Origin of the sequence: Faecalimonas umbilicata (assembly GCF_042846195.1) — a bacterium.
GTDB classification, from domain to species: Bacteria; Bacillota; Clostridia; order Lachnospirales; family Lachnospiraceae; genus Faecalimonas; species Faecalimonas umbilicata.
On the sequence record NZ_AP031411.1, the window covers coordinates 1,809,234 to 1,829,996 of the forward strand.

Consider the following 20,763-nt stretch of genomic DNA (forward strand, 5'->3'; position numbering starts at 1 on the left):
AGACAGACAAATCTGATATACTTTTTGAGATTGTAAGTCAAAATAATATTCATCTGTCTTCTTATCATGAATTTTATAACATAATTTAATCATCCGCTTCCCCCACTCTTCCTTCCGACAGTATCATCGATAAACGATCGGTTTTCTATATTCTCTTCAAACTCTTTATACAAAAATACTCAGCACATACAGCAGAATGAAAAGTATTGCGAGACACACTCCCGCAAACACAACTATTGTAGTTTTGACTAGATGCTTTTCTTTGATTGTCAGGATCATCATGGAAAATACATCAAAAGAAAAAAGAAACTGGCAGATGCCGGACAGAATTACCACTGCCTTTGAATGCCTTCCTTCTTTACATGATTTTATAAGGTAGGCGATTGCATATGGCGCCGCTCCCAACAAAATCCCATACCCAAAAATCAGGAAAACAACTGTGACCAGCCCAAACAACACCATCAACGGCAGCGGAAACAGTGCAGCAAGTGTCACGCTGATGGTAATACATCCTCCAATCAAATAGAATGGAATCAATCCATATTTAATGATCAATGTACAATTTAACAATGTTTTTCTTGACCATTTTCTTCCTACCGTCAATACGACAATCAAATTGACGACTCCCATGAGAAAAGGCAGAAGTGCTGAAATAATCTGTAATTCCACTACCTGATCAAATAAGCCGGGCAAAAGAAAAAATGTATAAGAGACGATCACATATAAAATTGGAATCAAATATGGCATTCTCCTACTCTCCTTTCAAGATTTTACCTGCAATTTTCCAGCCTTTTAGCGGATGATTTCCCACGAAACCAGTTATCAGTAAAATCGTTATCATACACATGACTGAGTTAAAAAAAGCATATACCAGAACGGATGGCACAATCCAAACCATCAAAAATCGGTATCCCACACATACTCCTATAAAAATAGCAATTAATACCATATGTTGAAAAAAGCTTTTCCGGTTCTGCTTTGCCAATTTCCGTTTTTCTTCCAGTCTGCAAGGATACACTCTTGCGTTTTCTTCCACTTTTCTTTTTGCACGTCTTAACAGATATCCAGAAACGATCGCCCCCACAATCACTCCCAGTCCCAACGAAATCCAGTACAACAAATTTTTGTCAAAAGGAATTGGTTTTTCTATGTTCCGTACAAGCGCATAGATTATCAAGGAAATTCCCGAAAGAACTCCAACCACAAGTCCGTTCCCCCCTTTTTTATTATCAAATACAAAAAATTCCTCCGTCTGCTCATCATAATAGTAACTGCTCCATGTGTTCGCTTCGCTGCACATCCATATGTATTTCATCAAACTCACATCCTTTTCTGATTACTTTTCTTCCATTCATTTTCCCTCTTCTGTCCATTTTTAATTGCTTTCCTGCGAAACAGTGATTTTCTCTAATATCCACCAAATGATTATAAAACACCCAACATATACGACTGCTCCAACCGTTGTGGAACGTCTTCCAAGCATTGTAGTCAAATTCCAAATCGCATTATCCAACCCTATTTCTTGAACCATCGAAGAAGTTCCATATCTTTCAACAGCATAATTTACTTGTTTCAGATAATAAAATAAAGTTCCACCATAAAAGATCAATAAAGAAACAAATATCGTCACTAAAGCATTTATCTCTTTTCCCTCTTGTTTTATCTTTCTTTTTCCAACCTTTACGAATAGAAAATAGTCTAACCCTGCTATGTAAAGAATCATAGACATCTCCATAGCAGCTACAAGCAGCAACATATTCGGTTGACGAGCGACCGTCAGATCAATACACGTATCAATTCCAGCCTTTATTAGCGTTGCAAGAAATCCAAACAGGATCATTTTTCCTATTCTTTTCTTGCTTCCATCGCCCATCTGCATCTGCTCTGCAACAGAAAACAAAACAGAATTGTAAATCCACCACGTCACAACAGATATCAAAAAGGAAAATGAAAAATCTCCTAATACCATATACGGAATCCTGATCAAAATACGATTCATGAAACCAAATACTACCGTTGCAGCTATTACAACTGCCAATTCATTCTTTCGTTGATCTTCCATACGATTTCCTCCTTCATAATTCCATCACTCTTTTTCTGGAAACATTTCCAAATTCTTTTGTACAAATTTTATAATAAGATTATATATTACCAATCAATTCTTGTATATATTTTTTTTGCATGTAGAGAATAAAAATTTTAGGCGGGGACATAGAAACGCAGTCTGATCCGCGACCAGACTGCCTCACTCATTGATTCCAATATAAATTTTCAGTATCTTCCGCTTCCCGGAAGTTTTTTCTTTTAATCCATCTATATAAAATCTTTCTTTTCCACTCCGATCACAGATAGAACAGCAAACAGAAGGGAAATGATCGTCAAAACAAGAGGGAATACGGCATTATTTGCCAGTGTAAGATCTCCAATGTTTGCCTGCGTCAAAATAATCAGCAGAAAAGAGGATATAATCGTCGCTTTTGTGGACTTTATTGCCAATCCGATAAATAATGCAATAAAACTCATGCTAACAATAGAAATCGATTTTACAATAAGCTGTACATAAAATTTCAGACTTGCCATATCATAATCAATTGGAAATGATGATACCATAAACTGGGACCCCCACAAAATACAGCCATAAATTACAAGTTTTGTTATTACCAATGCCAGGAAACAGAAAATCCAAACCGAGAGCATTTGAGAAATAAGTATTTTCTGCCGCTTAATCGGGTAAGAGAACATCAATGCCATTGTTTTATCTTTATAGGCACTTACAATAAAAGATGAAAGCATCACACCGGTAAATACTAGAAATGACATACTGCAAAATAATTCAATGGGTGCTGAAATTGTACCGTTTCCCGGCACTGCGTCCGGAATCCCTGTATCCGGATCATTTGCAATACCAAGATAGGCCAGTGCAAACAGAAACAGACAAAGAACACCCGCCAATATCATTGCATTTCTAATATACTTTCCAATGTTGTTTTTCCTCCACTCTAATTGAATCAGCTTTAACATAATCTATTCACCTCCGCAGTTAATTTAAGGAAGTAATCTTCTAAAGTTTCAGCTTGTCTGCCAAGCGCAACCACTTCAACATCATTCAATGCTAACACCTTAGACAATTCCTTTATTGAAACGTGCTGGCCATAAATACGGATCGTATTGTTTTCAATGATCTTAAAATTGTTATACCCCAGTTTTTCACTCAATACATAGGCAGCTTTTTTAGGATCTGCTACTACCAGTTCCACATATGCAAGGCTCATCCTCTCTATTTCTTTCATGCCGATTTCTTTCACCATCATTCCGTGATGAATGATACCTACCGTATCAGCAATACTTTCAACTTCTGAAAGGATATGGCTGGAAATCATAATCGTTGTTCCATATTCTTCGCAAAGATTTTTTAGCAAATCACGGATTTTCTTCATACCTGCAGGATCCAGTCCATTTGTCGGCTCATCAAGAATTAATAATTCTGGCTTGCAAAGAATTGCACGTGCGATACCAAGTCGTTCTTTCATACCAAGAGAATAATTTTTTACAGCTTTTTGTGAGGCAGCCGATAATTCCAGCAGATCAAGCGCATTTTCAATGCTTCCATGTTTATAATACCCCATGTACTCACAATGAAGCTGCAAATTTTCATACCCGGTCATGTGATTATAAAAGGTAGGAAATTCAATGATACTTCCTATTCTTTTTAAGATTTCACAGGACTGTGGAGTAAGTATTTCTCCGAAAATTTCAATACTTCCACTTGTCGGCTTCCAAAGATTTGTGAGCATTTTTATAACAGTAGTTTTACCTGCACCGTTCGGGCCAAGGAAACCATAGATTTCCCCTTTCTTTACGTGGAGATTGACATTCTTAACAATCTCTTTCCCATCAATGATTTTTGCAAGGCTATTTGTTTGTACAACATATGACATATTCTATTGCCTCCTTTCTAAATTCCATTGTAACGGCTCAGATTTTCAAAACTCTTGAATAAATATTACAAATTTCTTTCGAACATCTTAAAGTAAGATTTTTTCAACTGTATTGTAAAAGTCGTTTTGACATAAGGAATACTTTCCAAAGTAATATCCCCACCAAGACAAACAGCTAGATTTTTGGCGATGGTCAGACCAAGTCCGTTCCCTTGTATCTTACGATTACGAGAGTCTTCCATTGTAAATAATCTATCAAATATGCTGTCTGCAAACATTTGATCAATGCCTTTCCCCTTATCTGTTACCTCCACATATACGTTTCTTTCTTCATTTTTCAATGAAAGCCCAAGATATTTTCCGTCCGCCCCGTATCGGATGACATTGGAAATCAAATTAAACAGAATACGTTGTAAAGCTTCTTTATTCCCTTGCACAAAAACAGGCATTTCCGGAATATCAATATTTACTTGAAAGCTTTTGCTAGAAAGCAACTCATAAAAATCCAGTACACTTTCTCGACAGATTTCGCAAATATCTACCTTCGAAAGCGCTATATCCATATCGCCTGACTCAATTTTTGATAGGGTAAAAAATTGATCGATCATTCCCATGACCCCTTGCGCTTTATCCTCTACCTTTTTCAGCATTTCAGCAGAAATTGTTTCGCTTAACTGCATGATTTCCAGATACCCCAAAATAACAGTCATAGGCGTTTTAATATCGTGAGAAATATTCGACAACATTTTTTTAGAGGCTATTTGAGAATGGCGATAATCCGCTTTTATTTTCAAGTGTTTCTCCAGTAATTCATTGATTTGTGCAGCCAATTCTATTAGCTCTTTATTGTCCGTAAAAACCATTACTTGCTCATCACTGTGCGTTTCTATGATTTTTTTGAGCTTATCACTGATTTCCCGTAATTTTGCTTGTGTTCCTGTGCGGAAAGTAAATTGCTGATAAAATACAACACATACCAAAAAAACGATACAAATGCACAGAAAAAAAATAATCGTTGTATCCTTCATACATTTTCCCCCAATTTGTATCCAATCCCCCATACGGTGATGATATACCGGGGATTGCGAGTATCTTCTTCGATTTTATTTCTAAGACGACTTATGTGCACATTCACAGCATTTTCATCACCAAGATAAGCATCCTTCCAAACAAGAGCATATATTTGTTCCTTTGTATAAACCTTTTTCGGATGTTGCATAAGCAGCTTCAAAATTTCGTATTCTTTTGCAGTGAGTTCCACCCGTCTTCCGCTCTTTGTCAATGTATAATCTGACAGGTTCATTACTAATTCTCCGGCAGTTAATCGTTTCGGAATATCCTCTGATCCTTGATCATATTGATTTCTCCTGCGAATATTTGCCTTAATGCGAGCTAACACCTCCACAACAGAAAACGGCTTTGTAATATAATCATCAGCTCCTAAACTCAGCCCTAATGTTTTATCAATTTCGCTATCCTTTGCAGAGATAATAATCAGTGGAACAACACTATGTTCTCTAATATGCTGCATAACATCCATTCCACTGATTTTAGGTATCATCAGATCAAGAAGAATCATACTAAAGTCTGTGCAATCAAAATAGTCACATGCCTCTTGTCCGTCGTATGCACAAATCACCTCATAATTTTCTACGGTTAAATAGTTTTTTAACATTTCGCTGATTTCTTTATCATCTTCTATCAATAAAATTTTATTCTGATTCATAGATTAGCTGACTCCCTTTTGTAATAAAAATTTTGCTTATATTATACACTATATACGCCCACACCGACAAACACAAAAAATAGTCCTTAGGTAGCTTTCCCATCACTGAAATTCCAGATAATCTCCACATGCCGCTCATCCCACACTTTTACCTTTCTTATGAAACTATCCACTGTTTCCTGGTTCAGCTCATGGACCTTACATGCTTTCCAAATCTTATCGGCATCCGGCAAGCCTGTATGCTTCTCTGCCTCCATCTCTACCAAAAGCATCTTCTGCCTTTGGATTTCACTTTTTATCGCATCTTCCTTCTTCTGTACCTTTTCTTTGCATGCCAGATATTCTTCTTTCAAGATTTCCTTCTTTTTATATCGCTCATAAAGTATGATCTGCTCTTTTCCTGTAATCTCCAAACTTTTTCGGGCTTTTCGCAGCTTAGCCATCTTTGCATCGTACTGTCTTTTCTGTACCTCCTGATACAGCTTCCACACTTCTTTCAGTTCAATCTGCCTGCAGATTTCTTTTTGCAAAGCGGATACAAGTATCTGCTCTAAAAGGAATATGTTCACTTTTTTCAAACAGTTCTCATTGCCGGTCGCATAACGATCCTTGCAATAAAAATAAGGATGTTTCGCATTCCGATAGCACAAAGCCCTGCCACACTCTCCGCATAGTACCTTTCCTGTCAACATGTGTGCCTTTCGTGACTGATAAGGTTTTGATATTCCTCTCGTCCGCTGTACTTCCTCAAAAATCTCCCGTTCAATGATCGGTTCATGATGATGATCGGTAATCTTCCACTCACTTCTTGGTTTTAAGTGATTTTTTCCTCTGACAGCATCCTTTTCATATTTCCCATATACGACATCTCCGGCATAAAAATCATTTCGCAGTATCTTGCAAATAGTCGTATGATGCCATGAAAATTCCTTCCCCAAAGGGTTCCGATGCGTTACTCCTCTCGCCGCCAGATATTCCACCGGTGTTTTTATCTTTTCCTTGTGAAACTTCTTTGCAATATCCACAGAAGAATAACCCTCTAACGTCAATCGGAAAATTTCCTGGATTACTTTCGCCTCTTCTGGCACAATCTCTACTTGATTCTTATCATCTGCTTTCTTACGATATCCAAACGGACAGTTTGCACTGCAATAGATTCCCCGCTCTTTTTTAGAATGCAGAGAAGAAATTACTTTTCCTGATAAATCCTTCGAATAGAGATCGTTCACCAGTGCTTTAAATGCCAGATCCATACCCATCATTTGATTCTGAACAACTCTACTGTCATAATGATCATTCACAGAAATAAAACGGATGCCCAAAAACGGAAAGAGCTGTTCGACATAGAAACCCATTTCTACATAGTCTCTGGAAAAGCGGGAAAAATCCTTTACGATAACACAATCTACCTTCTTCTGCCGGACACATCTTAGTAATTCCTGCATGGCAGGTCTGTTCATGCTAGTTCCGCTGTAACCATCATCTACAAACTCGAAAATCTCACACCCATACGGGCATCCCGTAATACATGCCTTCGGCTGGCAGACTTCGTCTGATAAAATTTTCCCTCTAAAATTTTGCTCAATATATTCTTTTAGCAATAAACGTTGACAAGAAATACTGTTACTTTCCTGGGTATTCCGGTCATCTTCCTTGGACAATCGCAGATACATTGCGATGTTCATCCTATTTTGCATCGTTTATTCCTCCTGAGACTTTTACAAATTTTTAAAGTTTTTTTCTTTCCCATGACCTTCGGGCAAGAAATATCTCACGCTTTCTATTCCATCCATATATCCTTCCATTTCCAGAGAACCTCGATCCGTTTTCCAGGATACACATAGATTTTCCCTATCAGGTTTTGTACCAGTTCCGCATTCAACACAGCGCCACCTTGACATTTCAAAACCGTGCAGAGAGCTTGATTCTGCTTATCTACCAGTCTGTCAACCGAAGCATATTTTAGAGATAACTCCCGCAAAAGCCGCTGATTTTGTTCCTTTTTTTCTTCCAGTTTCTTTTTGATTTCCAGAAATTGAGTCTGTGAAGTTCTCCCGCTTCGATACTCCATATAACAAAAACTGATCTTCCTATCTATGTTCTCTACCGATTTTTGCAGCTCTTTTTGTGTTTTCTCTATCTGTCCTTTTCGTATTTCTCCAACCTCTCGATTAAAATCTGTAAGTTTTTTCATCTGTATATCACTGAGAAGAAACTCTTTTTTCAACAGATGCAATATCACTTTCTGAAGCTGAAGAACTGTAATCGATTCATTTTTACATTTGTCTTCATCAATGCGTTTTCTATTCGGGCATCCATAAGAAACAAAAGTCCTCTTTTTGTTATTAGAAGACTCTCTTTCTGTCACCGTCCGGCTGAATTTATGTCCACATTCTCCGCAATACAAAATGTCCCGGAACACCTCTTCCATCGTATTATTCCGAAGTGATCTGCACTTTTGGATCTTACGGTTTCCCTCCAGCCTTTCTCCTACACGACAAAAGACTTCTTCCGGAACAAGAGGTTCATGGACATGTTCTGCTATGATCGGTTCTCTTATATGCTTGCCGGATTGCGCAAGATTTCCTATGTAAACGACATTACTCAACAAATACCGGATAGCTTCTCTCCTCCACCGCCTCAGTTTCTGCCCCTCCTGCTGATAAACAGTTTTGTATGCTTTGTAATCGCCCGGGCAATGAATCTTTTGCTCATACAGCCACTTTACAATAGAAACAACGTTCTCCCCGGAATCATAGCGCACAAAAATCTCTCGAACGATCTCACTGGTCAAAGATTCACGCACCAACGTCCGTCTCCCATCCATTTTTTCGATTCGAAAACCATACGGCGGAACACTGCCTAGATATTCTCCCTGCTTCCTCTTTGTCTGCTTGCTGGCTTTTACCTTTTCTGCAACGTCCCTTGCATATAGTTCGTTGGCTATATTTTTCAAATGCATGGAAAGCGCTTCATTACAATCTCCTTGTTTTGCGCTGTCATACTGATCTGTAATAGAAATAAACCGGACACCCATGAAAGGAAACATCTTTTCCACAAAGTTTCCCACCTCAATATAGTTTCTTCCGAATCTCGAAAAATCTTTTACGATCACACAGTTTATCTTTTCCTTTCTCACATCCTGCATCAATCGCTCAAAATCACTCCGCCAAAAATTCGTTCCCGTAGCCCCTAGATCCGAATAACAGTCATACAATAGAATATCCTTATGAGTCTCTATAAACGTCTTCCCCATCTCAATCTGCGTTTCAATAGATACTTCGTCGCCATCCTGATGATCTACAGACAGCCTTGCATAAATGCCTGCCACATATGCTTTCTCTGTTTTCTTTTCAAAAAGTTCCTGACTTTCCAGCCGTCTTTTGCGTTTTGATGTTCTTGCCACTGAGATCACCTCCTGATTACGAGCCTGCCATTCTTCTTATCTCTTCCTGATACCCAAATTGTATCACAATCCGTTTCTCCTCATAAACTTCTATCCGCTCCACAAACGCCAGCAGTGCCTCCCTGTCTAACGTCGTAATCTGCATCGTCTCTTTTAGCCGCTCCAACCTGACATTAGAGTGCACTCCCTTGTAAAACAATTTCTTTACCAGTTCCTCCTGCTTTGCAACCGCCCATCCCGTTTCTAGATACTGTTTTTCATAAATTGCGCTAAATTTTTGAAAATCTGCCTGCGTGATCACTCCTGCTTTCCAGTCTTCATAAAGCCCTGCGCGAAGTTTCTGATAGTTCTCTTGCTCACCGCGCAGACGTATCATCTCCTGCTCAAATCCAACAGCATCTTCCAAATGCATCTCCCTTGTCCGGAGATACTGCATCTGTCTGTTTTCATCGATCAGAAGTGCTGCTTGCAGCCGGATGATCTGAAGTATGACTCTTTTTAAATCCGCTTCCAAAATACGGTGTCTGCTGCACCCTTCACTCCGATTTCTCGTGGAACAGATATAAGATATTTTTTCTGTTCCCTTGTATCTGTTCATACGCCGGACCATCGGCTCTTTACAGTCTCCGCAAAACAGAATCCCCGAAAACATATGCGCTTTTTCTTTTCCTTTCTCGGCTCTGGTATCTACTTCCAAAAGTCGCTGCACCTTTTGGTAATCCACTTTGGAAACGATCGCTTCATGAGTTCCCTCTACTTTACACCATTCCGACTCCGGCTTTTCTAAAATCTTTTTAACCTTATAATTGACTTTCTCTCGTTTTCCCTGCACCATCGTTCCGGTATAAATTTCATTGGTCAAAATTCGCTTGATTGCTACCGCAGACCATTTGGATACGATTCCTGCCTGAAACCCTGTGGCATAATGTTCGCCATGGGATTTCTTATATTCCAGCGGGGAAAAAATTCCATTTTCATTCAGTTTGTTCGCAATGGCAAGATTGCTCATTCCATCCAGTTTCCACGCAAAAATCTTTTTCACAATTTCTGCCGCATAGGTATCTATAACAAGCTTATTTTTATCCTCTCGATCTTTCTGATATCCATAGACTGCAAACGCCCCGATAAATTTCCCCTGCTCCCGTTTTATTTTCTGATGTGATTTTACCTTTTCTGAAATATCCTGACAGTAGAAATCATTCACAAAATTCTTTACCGGTATTACAAAAGATGTTGTATTCTTATCTGCAGTCAGGCTATCGTAATGATCCGTAATCGCAATAAAACGCACAGAAAAAGCCGGGAAGGTCTTTTGAATGAACCGCCCGGCTTCAATATAATCTCGTCCAAATCTAGATAAATCTTTTACAACAACACAATTTACCTTCCCATTTTTAATGTCTTCTATCATTCTTTTAAAATCCGGTCGATCAAAATTCGCCCCTGAATACCCATCATCAATATAAAGATCAAACAACTCCATATCCGGCTGTTCTCTTACAAACGAACAAGCAAGGGCACGCTGAGAGGAAATACTGTCACTTTCTCGTTTTGCACCGCAATTCATATCTCCATCCTCCCTCGATAAGCGAAGATAAATCGCCGTATGATAACATACATTTTTTTGCATCTTGCTTCCTTCTGCCTTTTAATATTTTGTTTCTGCAATTTTTGAAATATACTGTTTCAACCGGTCATTCAAAGTCTCTGTACAGTCGGAATATCCAACTTTTACAATATATTCTCCCACCCGTACAAGATAAGGGTTATGTACCTGTTCCACATACCCCTTTACTCTTCTTTGTACCGACTGTTTCGTGTAAATTTCAATTTCACTAATATCTACCAATTCATCAGTATTTACATTTTTTATATCGACCTGCTGCATTTCTCGCAAACTCTTTTCCTCCAAGTGATAGCCCCCCTTTCTACTTGAGATTGTATGCACCTGGGGACTTGTCTCATGCTAAAAAATATTCCTCATTTCAAGTATTTTGAAGTATATCGAAAACTCATTTTACCACGAATTTACCACGATTAAATGAGCCTTGATATGATGCTAAAACAGCGCTAAAAAGCAGTCAATCACTAAGACCAACTGCTTTTTGTGTATGGATATTAAATTTTGTTAGAATCTATCAGTATCCTAAATCTTAAATACTAATATGGCTTTATCTGTTCCGACCATAGACATAGTTACTAATTTATATCCTTTGTTCAGCATTTCCTCTGATTTTTTCTCAATAGCTTTTGCTAAATCTTCTACACCAGTAGAACATTCTACAACAATTGATTTATAGACCAAATTGAACATTTTATCCACCTCCTCCTTATTTGATTTTAGAGCAAATAGAATTTATTATTGTTTCTTTTCTTCTTTTTTATTCTTTCTATCCCACCAAGTATCTGCTAACGAACAACTTCCGCCCATAACTATAAATCCAATCATAATAAGCCAAAATTCCATGATTTTTCCCTTTTTAATTTGTTAAATACTAACAAATAAAAATTACAACAAAACATATAATAAGTGCGATTGCACCTGCAATGAATGCAAATATGATTTTTTGATAATTTCTTTTTCCTATTTCTTGTTGTGTTTCATCATGTGTTAATTGCTTTCCGTCAATAAATGCCAAAATTTCTTTATAGGTTTGAATGTCATATCTCTTTTTCAATTTTTCAATCTTACTTGCTGTATAGAGCGTTATTGCGAATAAGCAAAACCAGATAGCAATTCCTATATTTCCCTTAATACTAAATAAAGGATAGGCACTTACGGCTATAACGATTAATTCAATTAGGAAAACTACACTTATCACATTAAACTTTTTAATTGTTGTTTTTTCTACAATCTCCCTCATCTCCTTTATATCTTCTTTTATAAAATTATCTAAAGATACATTGAAGATATTAGATAAACTAATTAAACTTTTAACATCTGGACAACTTTTATTTGTTTCCCAATTAGAAATTGTTTGTCTTGAAACAAATATTTTAAGAGCCAGCTCTTCTTGAGAAATTTTTTGTTGTTCCCTAAATTTCTTAATTTGTAATCCAATATCCATCTTGAATCTTCTCCTTTATTGTATATGAATATAAGTATTTTGTCTGTCAAAAGCTTTTGACATTGCCCTTTTTTCCTTGTCAAAATAGTTTTACATGGTTTAAAATAAAACTTTTCAACTAATTATACTCGGTTTCATATATAAGTTACAAGAAAAATATGGTCTTACATTTATTTTTTGTCCCTGCGGTGCATGTTTCTGTCTATTGCCTGCGTTTTAGTTGCCTTTATTCTCCAACACAATATCCTCTGCCTTCGCATATCAATTTATGTACTGTATTTATAATCAAGTTTTTAATGTTCTTTCAACAGGATTGAAATACTCCAATTCAGGTATTCCATTCCTTTATCTCCTCTTAATTATCCAACACAGAAAATAAGAAGCTACACTCGGCAGCCCCTTATCTACTTTTGATATATAATTTTCCGGACAGCATATAAAGACAGATTACATTTCTTTGTAAGACACTGCATAGAGATTCCACTATGATACTCCTGCTTTCTCTGCTGATTACGTTGTTGTTTTACTTTGCGACTACTTTGCTCCATACAACTGTCGCACGCTACTGGCTTTGCATGAAGCGAATCTTTGTTACTCTTTTTCCCCTTAATGAATATACAGCTCACCTCTTTTCGCTGGTGAGCTTTGCAATATAATAACACATTCCCCAGTATCAAGCACCGCAACACAAATTCCCTGCCCGGATATGTTTCCACTATTTATATCCTCACATGAGTAACGAATGGCTTTTTTTACATCTTTCATATGCATATCCCTTTTTCATTAGGATATTCATTTCTTTAACGGATAGTGTGTAAATTTTCTGCACAGACGTTTCTCTCTTCCTGTTCCGCTTATTTATGATCTACAAAAATAAACTGCAGAAAGCGAATGAAGGTATAAATCATAAACAATACGGCAATCACCGTTTCTATCAGAACAACATATCGGAGCATCGGTATCGGCTGCTTCATATTCGCAAGACAGACCATTGTCTGCTTTGTTGCAATCGCGCTGATAACAAATGGGAAGGTAAATGCCGCATAGCTTGGATAGAATTTCAGCTTCAGATAACTGATCGCTTTCACAAGCGCCAAAACATATAGCACGGTTGCCACAAGCAGCATCGCCAACAAAAATTCTCTTGATTTTGGTGTTACTGACTGTACATATCCGGCAACACAAAGGCTTGTAGGCGCTGCATAAATACAGAAAAGCGGCTTTGCAGGTTCTGGAATCTCTTTGTATTTCATATAACGGATTGTCACAAGAACTAATAAACCGATTAACGTCAAAAATCCAAACCAGAATGCACCGGCACCTATTGCAAGCTCTTCAAAAGCTGGAGCCGTAACTGCCGCAACTGCAATTCCCACATATACAATAAAATAACTGGCAAATACTTTCGGCATCTGAAGTTTAAGCAAAAACTTTATTGTGAAATAAACAATCAATATAATATGTAACCCAATCGCAAAATACCAGATGTATTTTGCTCCCACACCAATAAATGGCTTGATATACGTGCTTAATAACATCAGTGCCATCGGAAATGTCGCAGCCACACTCGCCAAAATCGGATTTTTAAAATCTTCTTTTATCATCTCCGGAAACATTATGAGTTTCATCAGAACAAGTATCAGTAAAAATGTAGCTATTCCTCCACAGACATATCGAATTCCCTCACCATAACTCTGCAAAAGATTGCCGAGAGCGGCGAATCCAAGCATAACCCCACAAAGAGGAATTGGAACTTTTTGTATCATTTTTTTCATGTCATTCTCACCTTTTGTCTTAAATTTCAGCAACCGTACGTCTTGGAGCCGGTTCATCCACCTCATCTAGATTCTTCATTCCCAATTCACGGCAAATCATTTGGGCAACCTTCCATGCACAAAGTCCCGTAAAGAAAATGCATTGTTCCTTGTGTTCCCCACGTCCTTTGTCAAACTCTTTTGTCAGAACGCGACAGCAGATTGCATTTTTACCATTGGCCTTTTTAAACCAGTCATGAAGCTCTTTTGTCAGTTCCATACATTTGACACTTTTTGGATTTGTCGGTCCATCCTGCTCTGTGCGCCCAAAAAATAGTCCAAGTGCAAGAATTCCTCCATTAAAAGCACCACAGACACACCCGGATTTTCCTGCGCCGACTGCCATACCAGAAGCCATTGCAATCACTTCCTCTGGAACATCCAGCTTAAATTCATCGCGGATTGCACTGACTAAAGCCTCACAGCAATAGTATCCTTCTTTAAATTTTTTCTCAGCCACTTGCTGCACAGTTCTTGGGCTAATTTCAGTTACTCCAATTTTCATATAGATTTCCTCCTCAAATATAAATTTTGCTGCTTTTAGTTTAACATATCTGAACAGAATATCGTTATCATTTATTTTTATATAACTATAGGCATATTTTATAAACAATCTAAAATGCAACCAACATTCCCTCTGTTTTTACTAAAATCTTCCTTTTTAAATTTTTTCTGTTTTTTGGGAAACATGAATAAGCCCTCCCACATAGTATAGGAGTGTAAACAATCTCAAATGGAGGATTTAACATGAGTGATTTAACAGCTACTAACTGTGGATGTGGATGCGGTGGAGAAGACAGATGCGGAAATAACAATTCTTGTCTGTGGATCATCCTCTTATTATTCTGCTGTGGCGGTTTCGGAAACGGACACGACAACGGATGCGGATGTGGTGACAGCTGTATCTGGATCATCTTATTACTTCTCTGCTGCGGCGGATTTGGTAATGGATGCGGATGTGGCGATAGAAATTCTCTTTGCTGCTAATCTCTTCTGCAAGGCGGGGCAACATGCCCCGTCTTTCTTTTGGAAAAAACTCGACTGCCTTGCTCCATTCTTTCTCACAAAATCATTTTTCTAAACATGCTTAGATGTCTTCCTTGTCATTTTCTTCTGCGTTTGCTCTCTCCTCCTGTTGTTTCCTCTGTGCTTCCATCTTCCTTTGAAAACATTCTTCATCTAATTCATATACTGCATTTCTGTCAATGATTAAAATTTGTTCCATCTTTTCCTCATTTCCATTTCTCTTTTCTTTATTATATGAAGGAAAAAGAAAAAGGTATATCTTTCTCAATCTGCTCATATATATTGATAACGCAATGGAAAGGAGTTTCTATGGACGATCAATCAAAAATTCCCATGACACCATTTGACACACTGATCTCGACACCCGGTCTGCGGATGATGAAACTGATGATTCCCTATCTTCCCCCATCCAACCAGCGGATGCTCGCAGTCTATGTGAAGTTTATGGAATTACAACAGACGTTTTCTTTTTTTCAGAATTTTCGCTCAGATTTACATAGCTGTGCTTTTGAAAAGGAAGTGTCTTCGCCATCTGACATTCTGGAAGAACTTCGCCCATTCCTAAGAAAGAGCGACTGTGAAATGATCGATCAGATACAGAATATGCTAAGCGCAATGGAAATCGCTGCCTCATTTCAGAACATGACAAAGGAATCCTCCTCAAAACAATCTTGTTCCGATGCCTCATCTGACAGCTCATCTTCCACTCCCGCATTTGACCTTTCCATGTTGCTTCAAGGAATGCTTTCCCCGGAGCAACAGAACCTTTTTGAAACTTACAGAGATCTGTCATCCGATGTTTCTGCTGCCGATACAGACGCAAATATGCAGGAACTTCCGATATCTCTGGAACCTAATTCTTTGGAGGGAATTGTATATGAACAACTGGATGGAACACCCAATGTTACAGAAGATGGACCCGGCAAAACTGGAACTGATCCGGACTGCAGCCACAAAAACGAACGGGAAATCCGGCAATGACCTTGCCCCGATCCTCCTTACCCTGATCACAAACGCAAATAAGAAAGGCATCCGTTTCTCGCCTGATGAAATTTCATTGATTTTGGAACTTTTAAAAGAAGGAAAATCAAAAGAAGAGCAGATGCAAATTGATAAAACCGTCCGAATGGCCAGTTCACTTTTGAAAAATAGAAAATAAATTGCTTGTATTAAGTAAAAGAGGTACTTTTTAACATGGCACAAATATTTTTCAATATTTATCTGCCACAAAAAGTACCTCTTTACTCCTGCTTAATCTCTCTTACTCATCCATGCTTCAATGTCTTCTGTCGTCTTTAGGATTCCTTTGGAAAGATCTACCGCTTTCCCTTCTGTGATCAGAATATCATTCTCAATGCGGATTCCAATCTCTTCTTCCTCAATATAAAATCCTGGCTCTACCGTGATGACCATTCCTGGTTCCAGTACCTCATAATCAGAACAACTGATATCATGTGTGTCTAACCCCAGTTGATGGGAAACTCCATGATAATAGTAATCTGCTACTGTCTTTCCATCTTTTGCAAGTCCAAGTTCATCAAGTCTTGCTGCGTAGTGATCGATCACCATCTGATTTAATTCCCGAAGTGTCATACCCGGCGCTGCTTTTTCAATAATCAAATCTTGTGCGGATAATACCAAATCATAAATCTCTTTCTGACGTGCAGTAAATTTTCCATTGACTGGGAATGTTCTTGAGATATCTGCACAATAATGCTCATTTGCACTTCCAAGATCGATCAAAACGAGTTCTCCGTCCTTGACTTCTTGGTTATTCTCTTTGTAATGCAATGTCGTCGCTCTTACGCCTCCCGCAACAATACTTGGAAATGCATGTTCCCTCACACCTTGTTTGCGCAGCGCAAAATCAAACGCTCCCTCCATCTCACATTCGTTCATACCCGGTTTTACATACCGCATCAATTCTTCGATCGCCTTCTGTGTTGTATGCTGTGCAACCATCATTTTTTCAATTTCAATATCTTCTTTTTTGATACGCTGTCCTACAAAATCTGCGTAGATATCTCTGATTTCCACTGCCGGATACTGTTCCTTAATGCGTGCTGCCAAAAGATGTGCCTGTGTCGGAGCCTGGGTCACTTTATATTTCCACAAATCCAGCGCAACTGTGAGTTTTTTGCTGCTTCTGGATGATTCTATCAGACTGTTGAAATTTCCGTCAAATGCTTCCAGGTAGCAGATTTTCTCAATCCCACTGATCTCTCTTGCCTCGTTTTCACGCATTCTTGCACCAACCCATTTCGCCATCACCTCATCAAATGGCTCAATATAGAGTTCCTCCGCCATAGTTCCTTCTTTTAGCTTCTTCAGGACAAGAATCATATGTTCTCTATCAATTCCTGTATAATAATAAAAATTCCGATCAACCGAAAATTCGTACTCTTCATCGGCAGAACGCATCGGCGCTGTTCCTGAATAGATGACTGCGATTGATGGTGCTTTCATTCCTTCCATTAACTTTGCTCTTCTTGCTGCATAGACTTCTCTCATGATTTTTTCTCCTACTAATTTGTTATTTTTAGCTCTCCATCATTTCTGTCTGCAATCCGCAGGCACATGCAAGGTCTCTGTAATATTCTCTGACATCCTCATTTTCACAGAACAGTGGAAATGCCATCTGATAATTTCCCCAGAGCACCGCCCTGTTCTTTATAAAATAAAAAGAGGAGAACAGCCACTCCCTCGCTGTAATATCGAGCAGGAAGGTACAAATTTCATTGTCCAGCGGATAGTATATCTTTCCCTCCGTACATTCCATGCGCTGTATATATGATTTTTCGTCCGCAGAAAGCCCGGAGAGAAAGTGCTCTTTTTCTTCCTTTTTTAAAGAAGGATAGTAAAAATCGGCATAGCAGTCCTGCTCCTCTATCACCTGCAAAAGAAATTTTTTCATTTTTTCTTTCGTACCCCTAAGCAGAATGGATGGATAAAGAACTTCTCCTTCTTTCAGTGTATCTATCAAAAGTGCTCCTGCCTTTTCCACTTCTGCTTTGGTCATAGAATGAATCACAGTATTCTCCCCTTTCCATGAAATTTGTATCTCAAAACTGCTTTTATTATAGCACAATCTTTGTTATACTAAAACTACTTTTCAAACCATAAAAATAATATTTACGAAAAGAAAGGATTACTTATGAGAAATATATTGCTGACATTAGAATACGATGGCAGCCGCTATCAGGGATGGCAGCGCCTCGGAAAAGGAGAATCTACAAACACCGTTTCCAATAAGATATTAGAAGTGCTTAAAAAGATGACCAATGAGGATGTAGAATTATTCTGCGGAGCCCGCACAGAAGTCGGTGTCCATGCTTATGGACAGGTTGTCAATTTTAAAACAACAACAGATATGACCTTATTAGAGATCAAACATTACATGAATCGCTATCTTCCGATGGATATCGCAGTACTCTCCGTGGAAGAAAAACCGGAGCGTTTTCATGCAAGCCTCAATGCAAAAAGCCGGATTTATCTATACCGTGTTGCTATTGCAGAAGTCCCAAGCGTGTTCGACCGCAAATATACATATCATTCTTTCAAAAAACCAGACACAGAACTGATGAAACAGGCAGCACTTCTGCTTGCAGGAAAACATGATTTCAAGAAGTTTTCGACCGTAAAGAAAAACAAATCTACAGAAAAAGAAATCTTGAATATTGATATTTACGAAGATTTGGAAGAGATTCAGATTACACTGGAGGCAACTGATTTTCTCCACAATATGCCTCGCATGATTCTCTCCACCCTGCTCGATATCGGACTTGGCATCCGCCGCAAGGAAGAAATTGACGAGATTTTCTCTCCTACTTCCTCTACTGTGGCAAGCGCACCTTGCGATCCGAAAGGGCTCTATCTGCAGGAAGTTGTCTACGATCGTTAAAACAACTTGGAAAAGTATCTTGTACAGTGATTTTGTGCACCTATTTCTTGAATAAAAGCACGATCTCTGTATTCACTTATTATCACAGGAAAGGAGCTTCTTTTTATGAAATTATTATCAATCGGAAAATCAGACTTAAAAACACCTTACATCGGCATGGGGACATGGGCCATCGGCGGTGGTGTATGGTGGGGGGAAAATGATGATGTGCTCTCCATCCACACTGTCCATGAAGCGCTGGATCATGGAATCACATGGATCGACACCGCTCCGGTATATGGGGTTGGTCACAGCGAAGAGGTTGTCGGAAAAGCATTGAAGGACAGACGTCATAGTGCAATTCTCTCAACAAAATGTGGGCTGGAATGGAGACACGAGACCCCATGTTTCCACAAAATCATCGAAGGGAAACATATTTACCGAGATCTGTCTGCCAAAAGTATCCGTCAGGACGTAGAAGAAAGCTTAAGACGTCTTCAGACTGATTATATTGATCTTTTATACACACACTGGCAGACACCGGATCTTTCTCTTTTCCCACTCGAAGAGACGATGGACACTCTGATGGCATTGAAAAAAGAAGGCAAAATTCGTGCGATCGGAGCCTCCAATGTAACACCGGAACAGCTTGAACTTTACTGCCAGTACGGACAACTCGATGTGATCCAGGAAAAATATAGTCTGCTTGACCAGCGGATCCGCACAGATCTTCTTCCGACATGCCAGAAGCACCAAGTATCTATCCAGGCATACTCCCCGTTGGAACAAGGGCTTTTGACTGGAAAAGTAACTATGGATACCGTTCTCTCTGATACAGATGTCCGCAACAACAATCGTTTCTGGAAGAGCGGCCGCCGCAAGGAAGCCCTTGCTATGTTAGACTCCTGGAAACCAATGTTGGAAAAATATAACTGTTCTTACAGCAGTCTTGTGATCGCACTGACTGCCGCTACGATCCCGGATCTTCATATTCTCTGCGGAGCCAGAAAACCTGAACAACTCATCGATAATGCAAACGCACTTTCGCTAAAGCTGGATGCCGAGGATATCAGACAGATGCTTGCTGCAGTTCCTGCTCAAATCTAAAACAGGAGGGAGAACAAACTTGGAACAGATCAGACAAAATTATTATGGCAATTTATGTACGGAAATGTATGAAATCCTACACAGAGAAGCGCCGGCAGACGAACTGGACTTTTATCTGTCTTATGCAGAAAAAGGGAAAAAGATACTGGAACCACTCTGTGGCAGCGGGCGTTTTCTTGTCCCTTTCCTGGAACGTGGTTTTACAATTAGCGGAATCGATTTATCAGAGGAAATGCTTGCGAAATTAAAGCAGAAAGCGCCGACGGCTTCTGTCGCCTGCAGAGATATCCTTCAGTATTCTTCTGACAGACTTTTTGATTACATCTTCATATCCTCCAGCTCTGTATCACTTTTCACTGATATTTCTGTATGCAGACAGCTTCTTGGAAAAATGAAATCACTGCTGTCTCCAGACGGTGTCTTTGTCTTTGCAGTAGATACAATCGCAAATAGATGTATCGATGACACAGAGTATGTTCCTTCTGTCACTGTCCCTTTCGAAGACGGTACTGCATTGACCTTGAAGACAAAAAACTACTATGAAGAGAAAAGTCAGACACAGTTTTCTCCGGGCATCTATGAGTTATGCCGGAACGATGAATTGCTGTCACAAGAATTTATGGATTTTCAGACACATCTCTATACCTTTGAGGAAATGGAAGGATACCTAAAAGAAGCCGGATTTTCGACGATCAAAACTTACTCTTCCTTTCAAAAAGAAATTGCGGTAGACGATCAGTGTGATTTTTTTCTGTTTGAATGCAGAATTTCTTAGATAAAAATATGAATAGCTTCTCG

The 20,763-nt window shown here is 38.8% G+C and carries 25 protein-coding genes; 6 read left to right on the forward strand and 19 right to left on the reverse strand.

The annotated features are described in order from the left end of the window. Positions 1-165: 165 nt before the first annotated feature. From ACGG81_RS08630 to ACGG81_RS08705, 16 genes are all read right to left on the reverse strand, one after another. Entirely contained in the window at positions 166-747 is a 582-nt protein-coding gene (locus tag ACGG81_RS08630) for a hypothetical protein (protein WP_016438507.1), read from the reverse strand. Between the two features lie 4 nt (positions 748-751). Further along, positions 752-1,315 (reverse strand): hypothetical protein, encoded by a 564-nt coding sequence (locus tag ACGG81_RS08635; protein WP_016438506.1) that lies wholly within the window; start codon positions 1,313-1,315, stop codon positions 752-754. 60 nt (positions 1,316-1,375) lie between these two features. Next, a complete protein-coding gene (locus ACGG81_RS08640; protein WP_120090841.1) occupies positions 1,376-2,062 on the reverse strand; it encodes a hypothetical protein in 687 nt (228 codons plus the stop codon). Between the two features lie 251 nt (positions 2,063-2,313). Then, complete coding sequence (locus ACGG81_RS08645) at positions 2,314-3,021, reverse strand: ABC transporter permease (RefSeq protein WP_120090843.1); 708 nt, start codon at positions 3,019-3,021, stop codon at positions 2,314-2,316. Beyond that, positions 3,015-3,938 carry an ABC transporter ATP-binding protein gene (locus ACGG81_RS08650; RefSeq protein ID WP_390107861.1) on the reverse strand — a complete coding sequence of 308 codons (924 nt, stop codon included), beginning with the start codon at positions 3,936-3,938 and terminating at the stop codon, positions 3,015-3,017. The genes ACGG81_RS08645 and ACGG81_RS08650 overlap by 7 nt, the downstream gene beginning before the upstream one ends. A 65-nt stretch (positions 3,939-4,003) precedes the next feature. After that, the gene (locus ACGG81_RS08655) at positions 4,004-4,966 is read right to left on the reverse strand and encodes an ATP-binding protein (RefSeq protein ID WP_390107864.1); all 963 of its coding nucleotides are present in this window, start codon (positions 4,964-4,966) and stop codon (positions 4,004-4,006) included. After that, a complete protein-coding gene (locus ACGG81_RS08660; RefSeq protein WP_117576686.1) occupies positions 4,963-5,664 on the reverse strand; it encodes a response regulator transcription factor in 702 nt (233 codons plus the stop codon). The genes ACGG81_RS08655 and ACGG81_RS08660 overlap by 4 nt, the downstream gene beginning before the upstream one ends. A gap of 86 nt (positions 5,665-5,750) precedes the next feature. Continuing rightward, positions 5,751-7,361 (reverse strand): recombinase family protein, encoded by a 1,611-nt coding sequence (locus ACGG81_RS08665; RefSeq protein WP_390107867.1) that lies wholly within the window; start codon positions 7,359-7,361, stop codon positions 5,751-5,753. 83 nt (positions 7,362-7,444) lie between these two features. After that, on the reverse strand, positions 7,445-9,070 hold the full coding sequence (locus ACGG81_RS08670; protein ID WP_120090850.1) for a recombinase family protein: 1,626 nt from the start codon (positions 9,068-9,070) through the stop codon (positions 7,445-7,447). A gap of 16 nt (positions 9,071-9,086) precedes the next feature. Further along, on the reverse strand, positions 9,087-10,700 hold the full coding sequence (locus ACGG81_RS08675) for a recombinase family protein (RefSeq protein ID WP_390107870.1): 1,614 nt from the start codon (positions 10,698-10,700) through the stop codon (positions 9,087-9,089). Between the two features lie 18 nt (positions 10,701-10,718). Further along, a complete protein-coding gene (locus ACGG81_RS08680) occupies positions 10,719-10,982 on the reverse strand; it encodes a DUF6870 family protein (RefSeq protein ID WP_242990194.1) in 264 nt (87 codons plus the stop codon). Positions 10,983-11,216: 234 nt separating this feature from the next. Beyond that, positions 11,217-11,384: a hypothetical protein gene (locus ACGG81_RS08685; RefSeq protein ID WP_008975216.1), complete on the reverse strand. Its 168-nt coding sequence runs from the start codon at positions 11,382-11,384 to the stop codon at positions 11,217-11,219. A 181-nt stretch (positions 11,385-11,565) separates the two neighbouring features. Beyond that, a complete protein-coding gene (locus ACGG81_RS08690) occupies positions 11,566-12,138 on the reverse strand; it encodes a helix-turn-helix domain-containing protein (protein WP_390107874.1) in 573 nt (190 codons plus the stop codon). 606 nt (positions 12,139-12,744) lie between these two features. Further along, on the reverse strand, positions 12,745-12,903 hold the full coding sequence (locus ACGG81_RS08695) for a hypothetical protein (protein WP_009262144.1): 159 nt from the start codon (positions 12,901-12,903) through the stop codon (positions 12,745-12,747). 89 nt (positions 12,904-12,992) lie between these two features. After that, complete coding sequence (locus tag ACGG81_RS08700; RefSeq protein ID WP_035102648.1) at positions 12,993-13,913, reverse strand: TDT family transporter; 921 nt, start codon at positions 13,911-13,913, stop codon at positions 12,993-12,995. A gap of 19 nt (positions 13,914-13,932) precedes the next feature. Further along, positions 13,933-14,457, reverse strand: a complete 525-nt coding sequence (locus ACGG81_RS08705; protein WP_008975212.1) for a C-GCAxxG-C-C family protein — start codon at positions 14,455-14,457, stop codon at positions 13,933-13,935. Between the two features lie 242 nt (positions 14,458-14,699). On the opposite strand from ACGG81_RS08705, the gene ACGG81_RS08710 reads away from it, so the two are divergent. Beyond that, positions 14,700-14,939, forward strand: coding sequence for a hypothetical protein (locus ACGG81_RS08710; RefSeq protein ID WP_009262147.1), 240 nt, complete (start codon positions 14,700-14,702; stop codon positions 14,937-14,939). A gap of 100 nt (positions 14,940-15,039) precedes the next feature. Here ACGG81_RS08710 and ACGG81_RS08715 read toward each other — a convergent pair whose 3' ends face one another. Further along, on the reverse strand, positions 15,040-15,177 hold the full coding sequence (locus tag ACGG81_RS08715) for a hypothetical protein (RefSeq protein ID WP_009262148.1): 138 nt from the start codon (positions 15,175-15,177) through the stop codon (positions 15,040-15,042). A 110-nt stretch (positions 15,178-15,287) separates the two neighbouring features. Between ACGG81_RS08715 and ACGG81_RS08720 the strand changes: the two genes are divergently transcribed. Together ACGG81_RS08720 and ACGG81_RS08725 are read left to right on the forward strand one after the other, a co-directional pair. After that, positions 15,288-15,959, forward strand: coding sequence for a hypothetical protein (locus tag ACGG81_RS08720; protein ID WP_009262149.1), 672 nt, complete (start codon positions 15,288-15,290; stop codon positions 15,957-15,959). Then, positions 15,856-16,137, forward strand: a complete 282-nt coding sequence (locus ACGG81_RS08725) for a hypothetical protein (protein WP_039930508.1) — start codon at positions 15,856-15,858, stop codon at positions 16,135-16,137. The genes ACGG81_RS08720 and ACGG81_RS08725 overlap by 104 nt, the downstream gene beginning before the upstream one ends. Before the next feature lie 92 nt (positions 16,138-16,229). Here the strand turns inward: ACGG81_RS08725 and ACGG81_RS08730 are convergent, their stop codons facing one another. Together ACGG81_RS08730 and ACGG81_RS08735 are read right to left on the reverse strand one after the other, a co-directional pair. Next, positions 16,230-17,489 carry an aminopeptidase P family protein gene (locus tag ACGG81_RS08730; protein WP_016438493.1) on the reverse strand — a complete coding sequence of 420 codons (1,260 nt, stop codon included), beginning with the start codon at positions 17,487-17,489 and terminating at the stop codon, positions 16,230-16,232. 28 nt (positions 17,490-17,517) lie between these two features. Continuing rightward, entirely contained in the window at positions 17,518-18,009 is a 492-nt protein-coding gene (locus ACGG81_RS08735) for a hypothetical protein (RefSeq protein WP_120090856.1), read from the reverse strand. 123 nt (positions 18,010-18,132) lie between these two features. Here ACGG81_RS08735 and ACGG81_RS08740 point away from each other — a divergent pair, with 123 nt between their 5' ends. The 3 genes from ACGG81_RS08740 (at position 18,133) to ACGG81_RS08750 (ending at position 20,740) form a co-directional block, all read left to right on the forward strand. Then, the gene (locus tag ACGG81_RS08740) at positions 18,133-18,879 is read left to right on the forward strand and encodes a tRNA pseudouridine synthase A (protein WP_009262153.1); all 747 of its coding nucleotides are present in this window, start codon (positions 18,133-18,135) and stop codon (positions 18,877-18,879) included. Positions 18,880-18,984: 105 nt separating this feature from the next. Further along, positions 18,985-19,965: an aldo/keto reductase gene (locus tag ACGG81_RS08745; RefSeq protein ID WP_390107880.1), complete on the forward strand. Its 981-nt coding sequence runs from the start codon at positions 18,985-18,987 to the stop codon at positions 19,963-19,965. 19 nt (positions 19,966-19,984) lie between these two features. After that, positions 19,985-20,740 carry a class I SAM-dependent methyltransferase gene (locus ACGG81_RS08750; protein ID WP_390107883.1) on the forward strand — a complete coding sequence of 252 codons (756 nt, stop codon included), beginning with the start codon at positions 19,985-19,987 and terminating at the stop codon, positions 20,738-20,740. Positions 20,741-20,763: the final 23 nt, after the last annotated feature.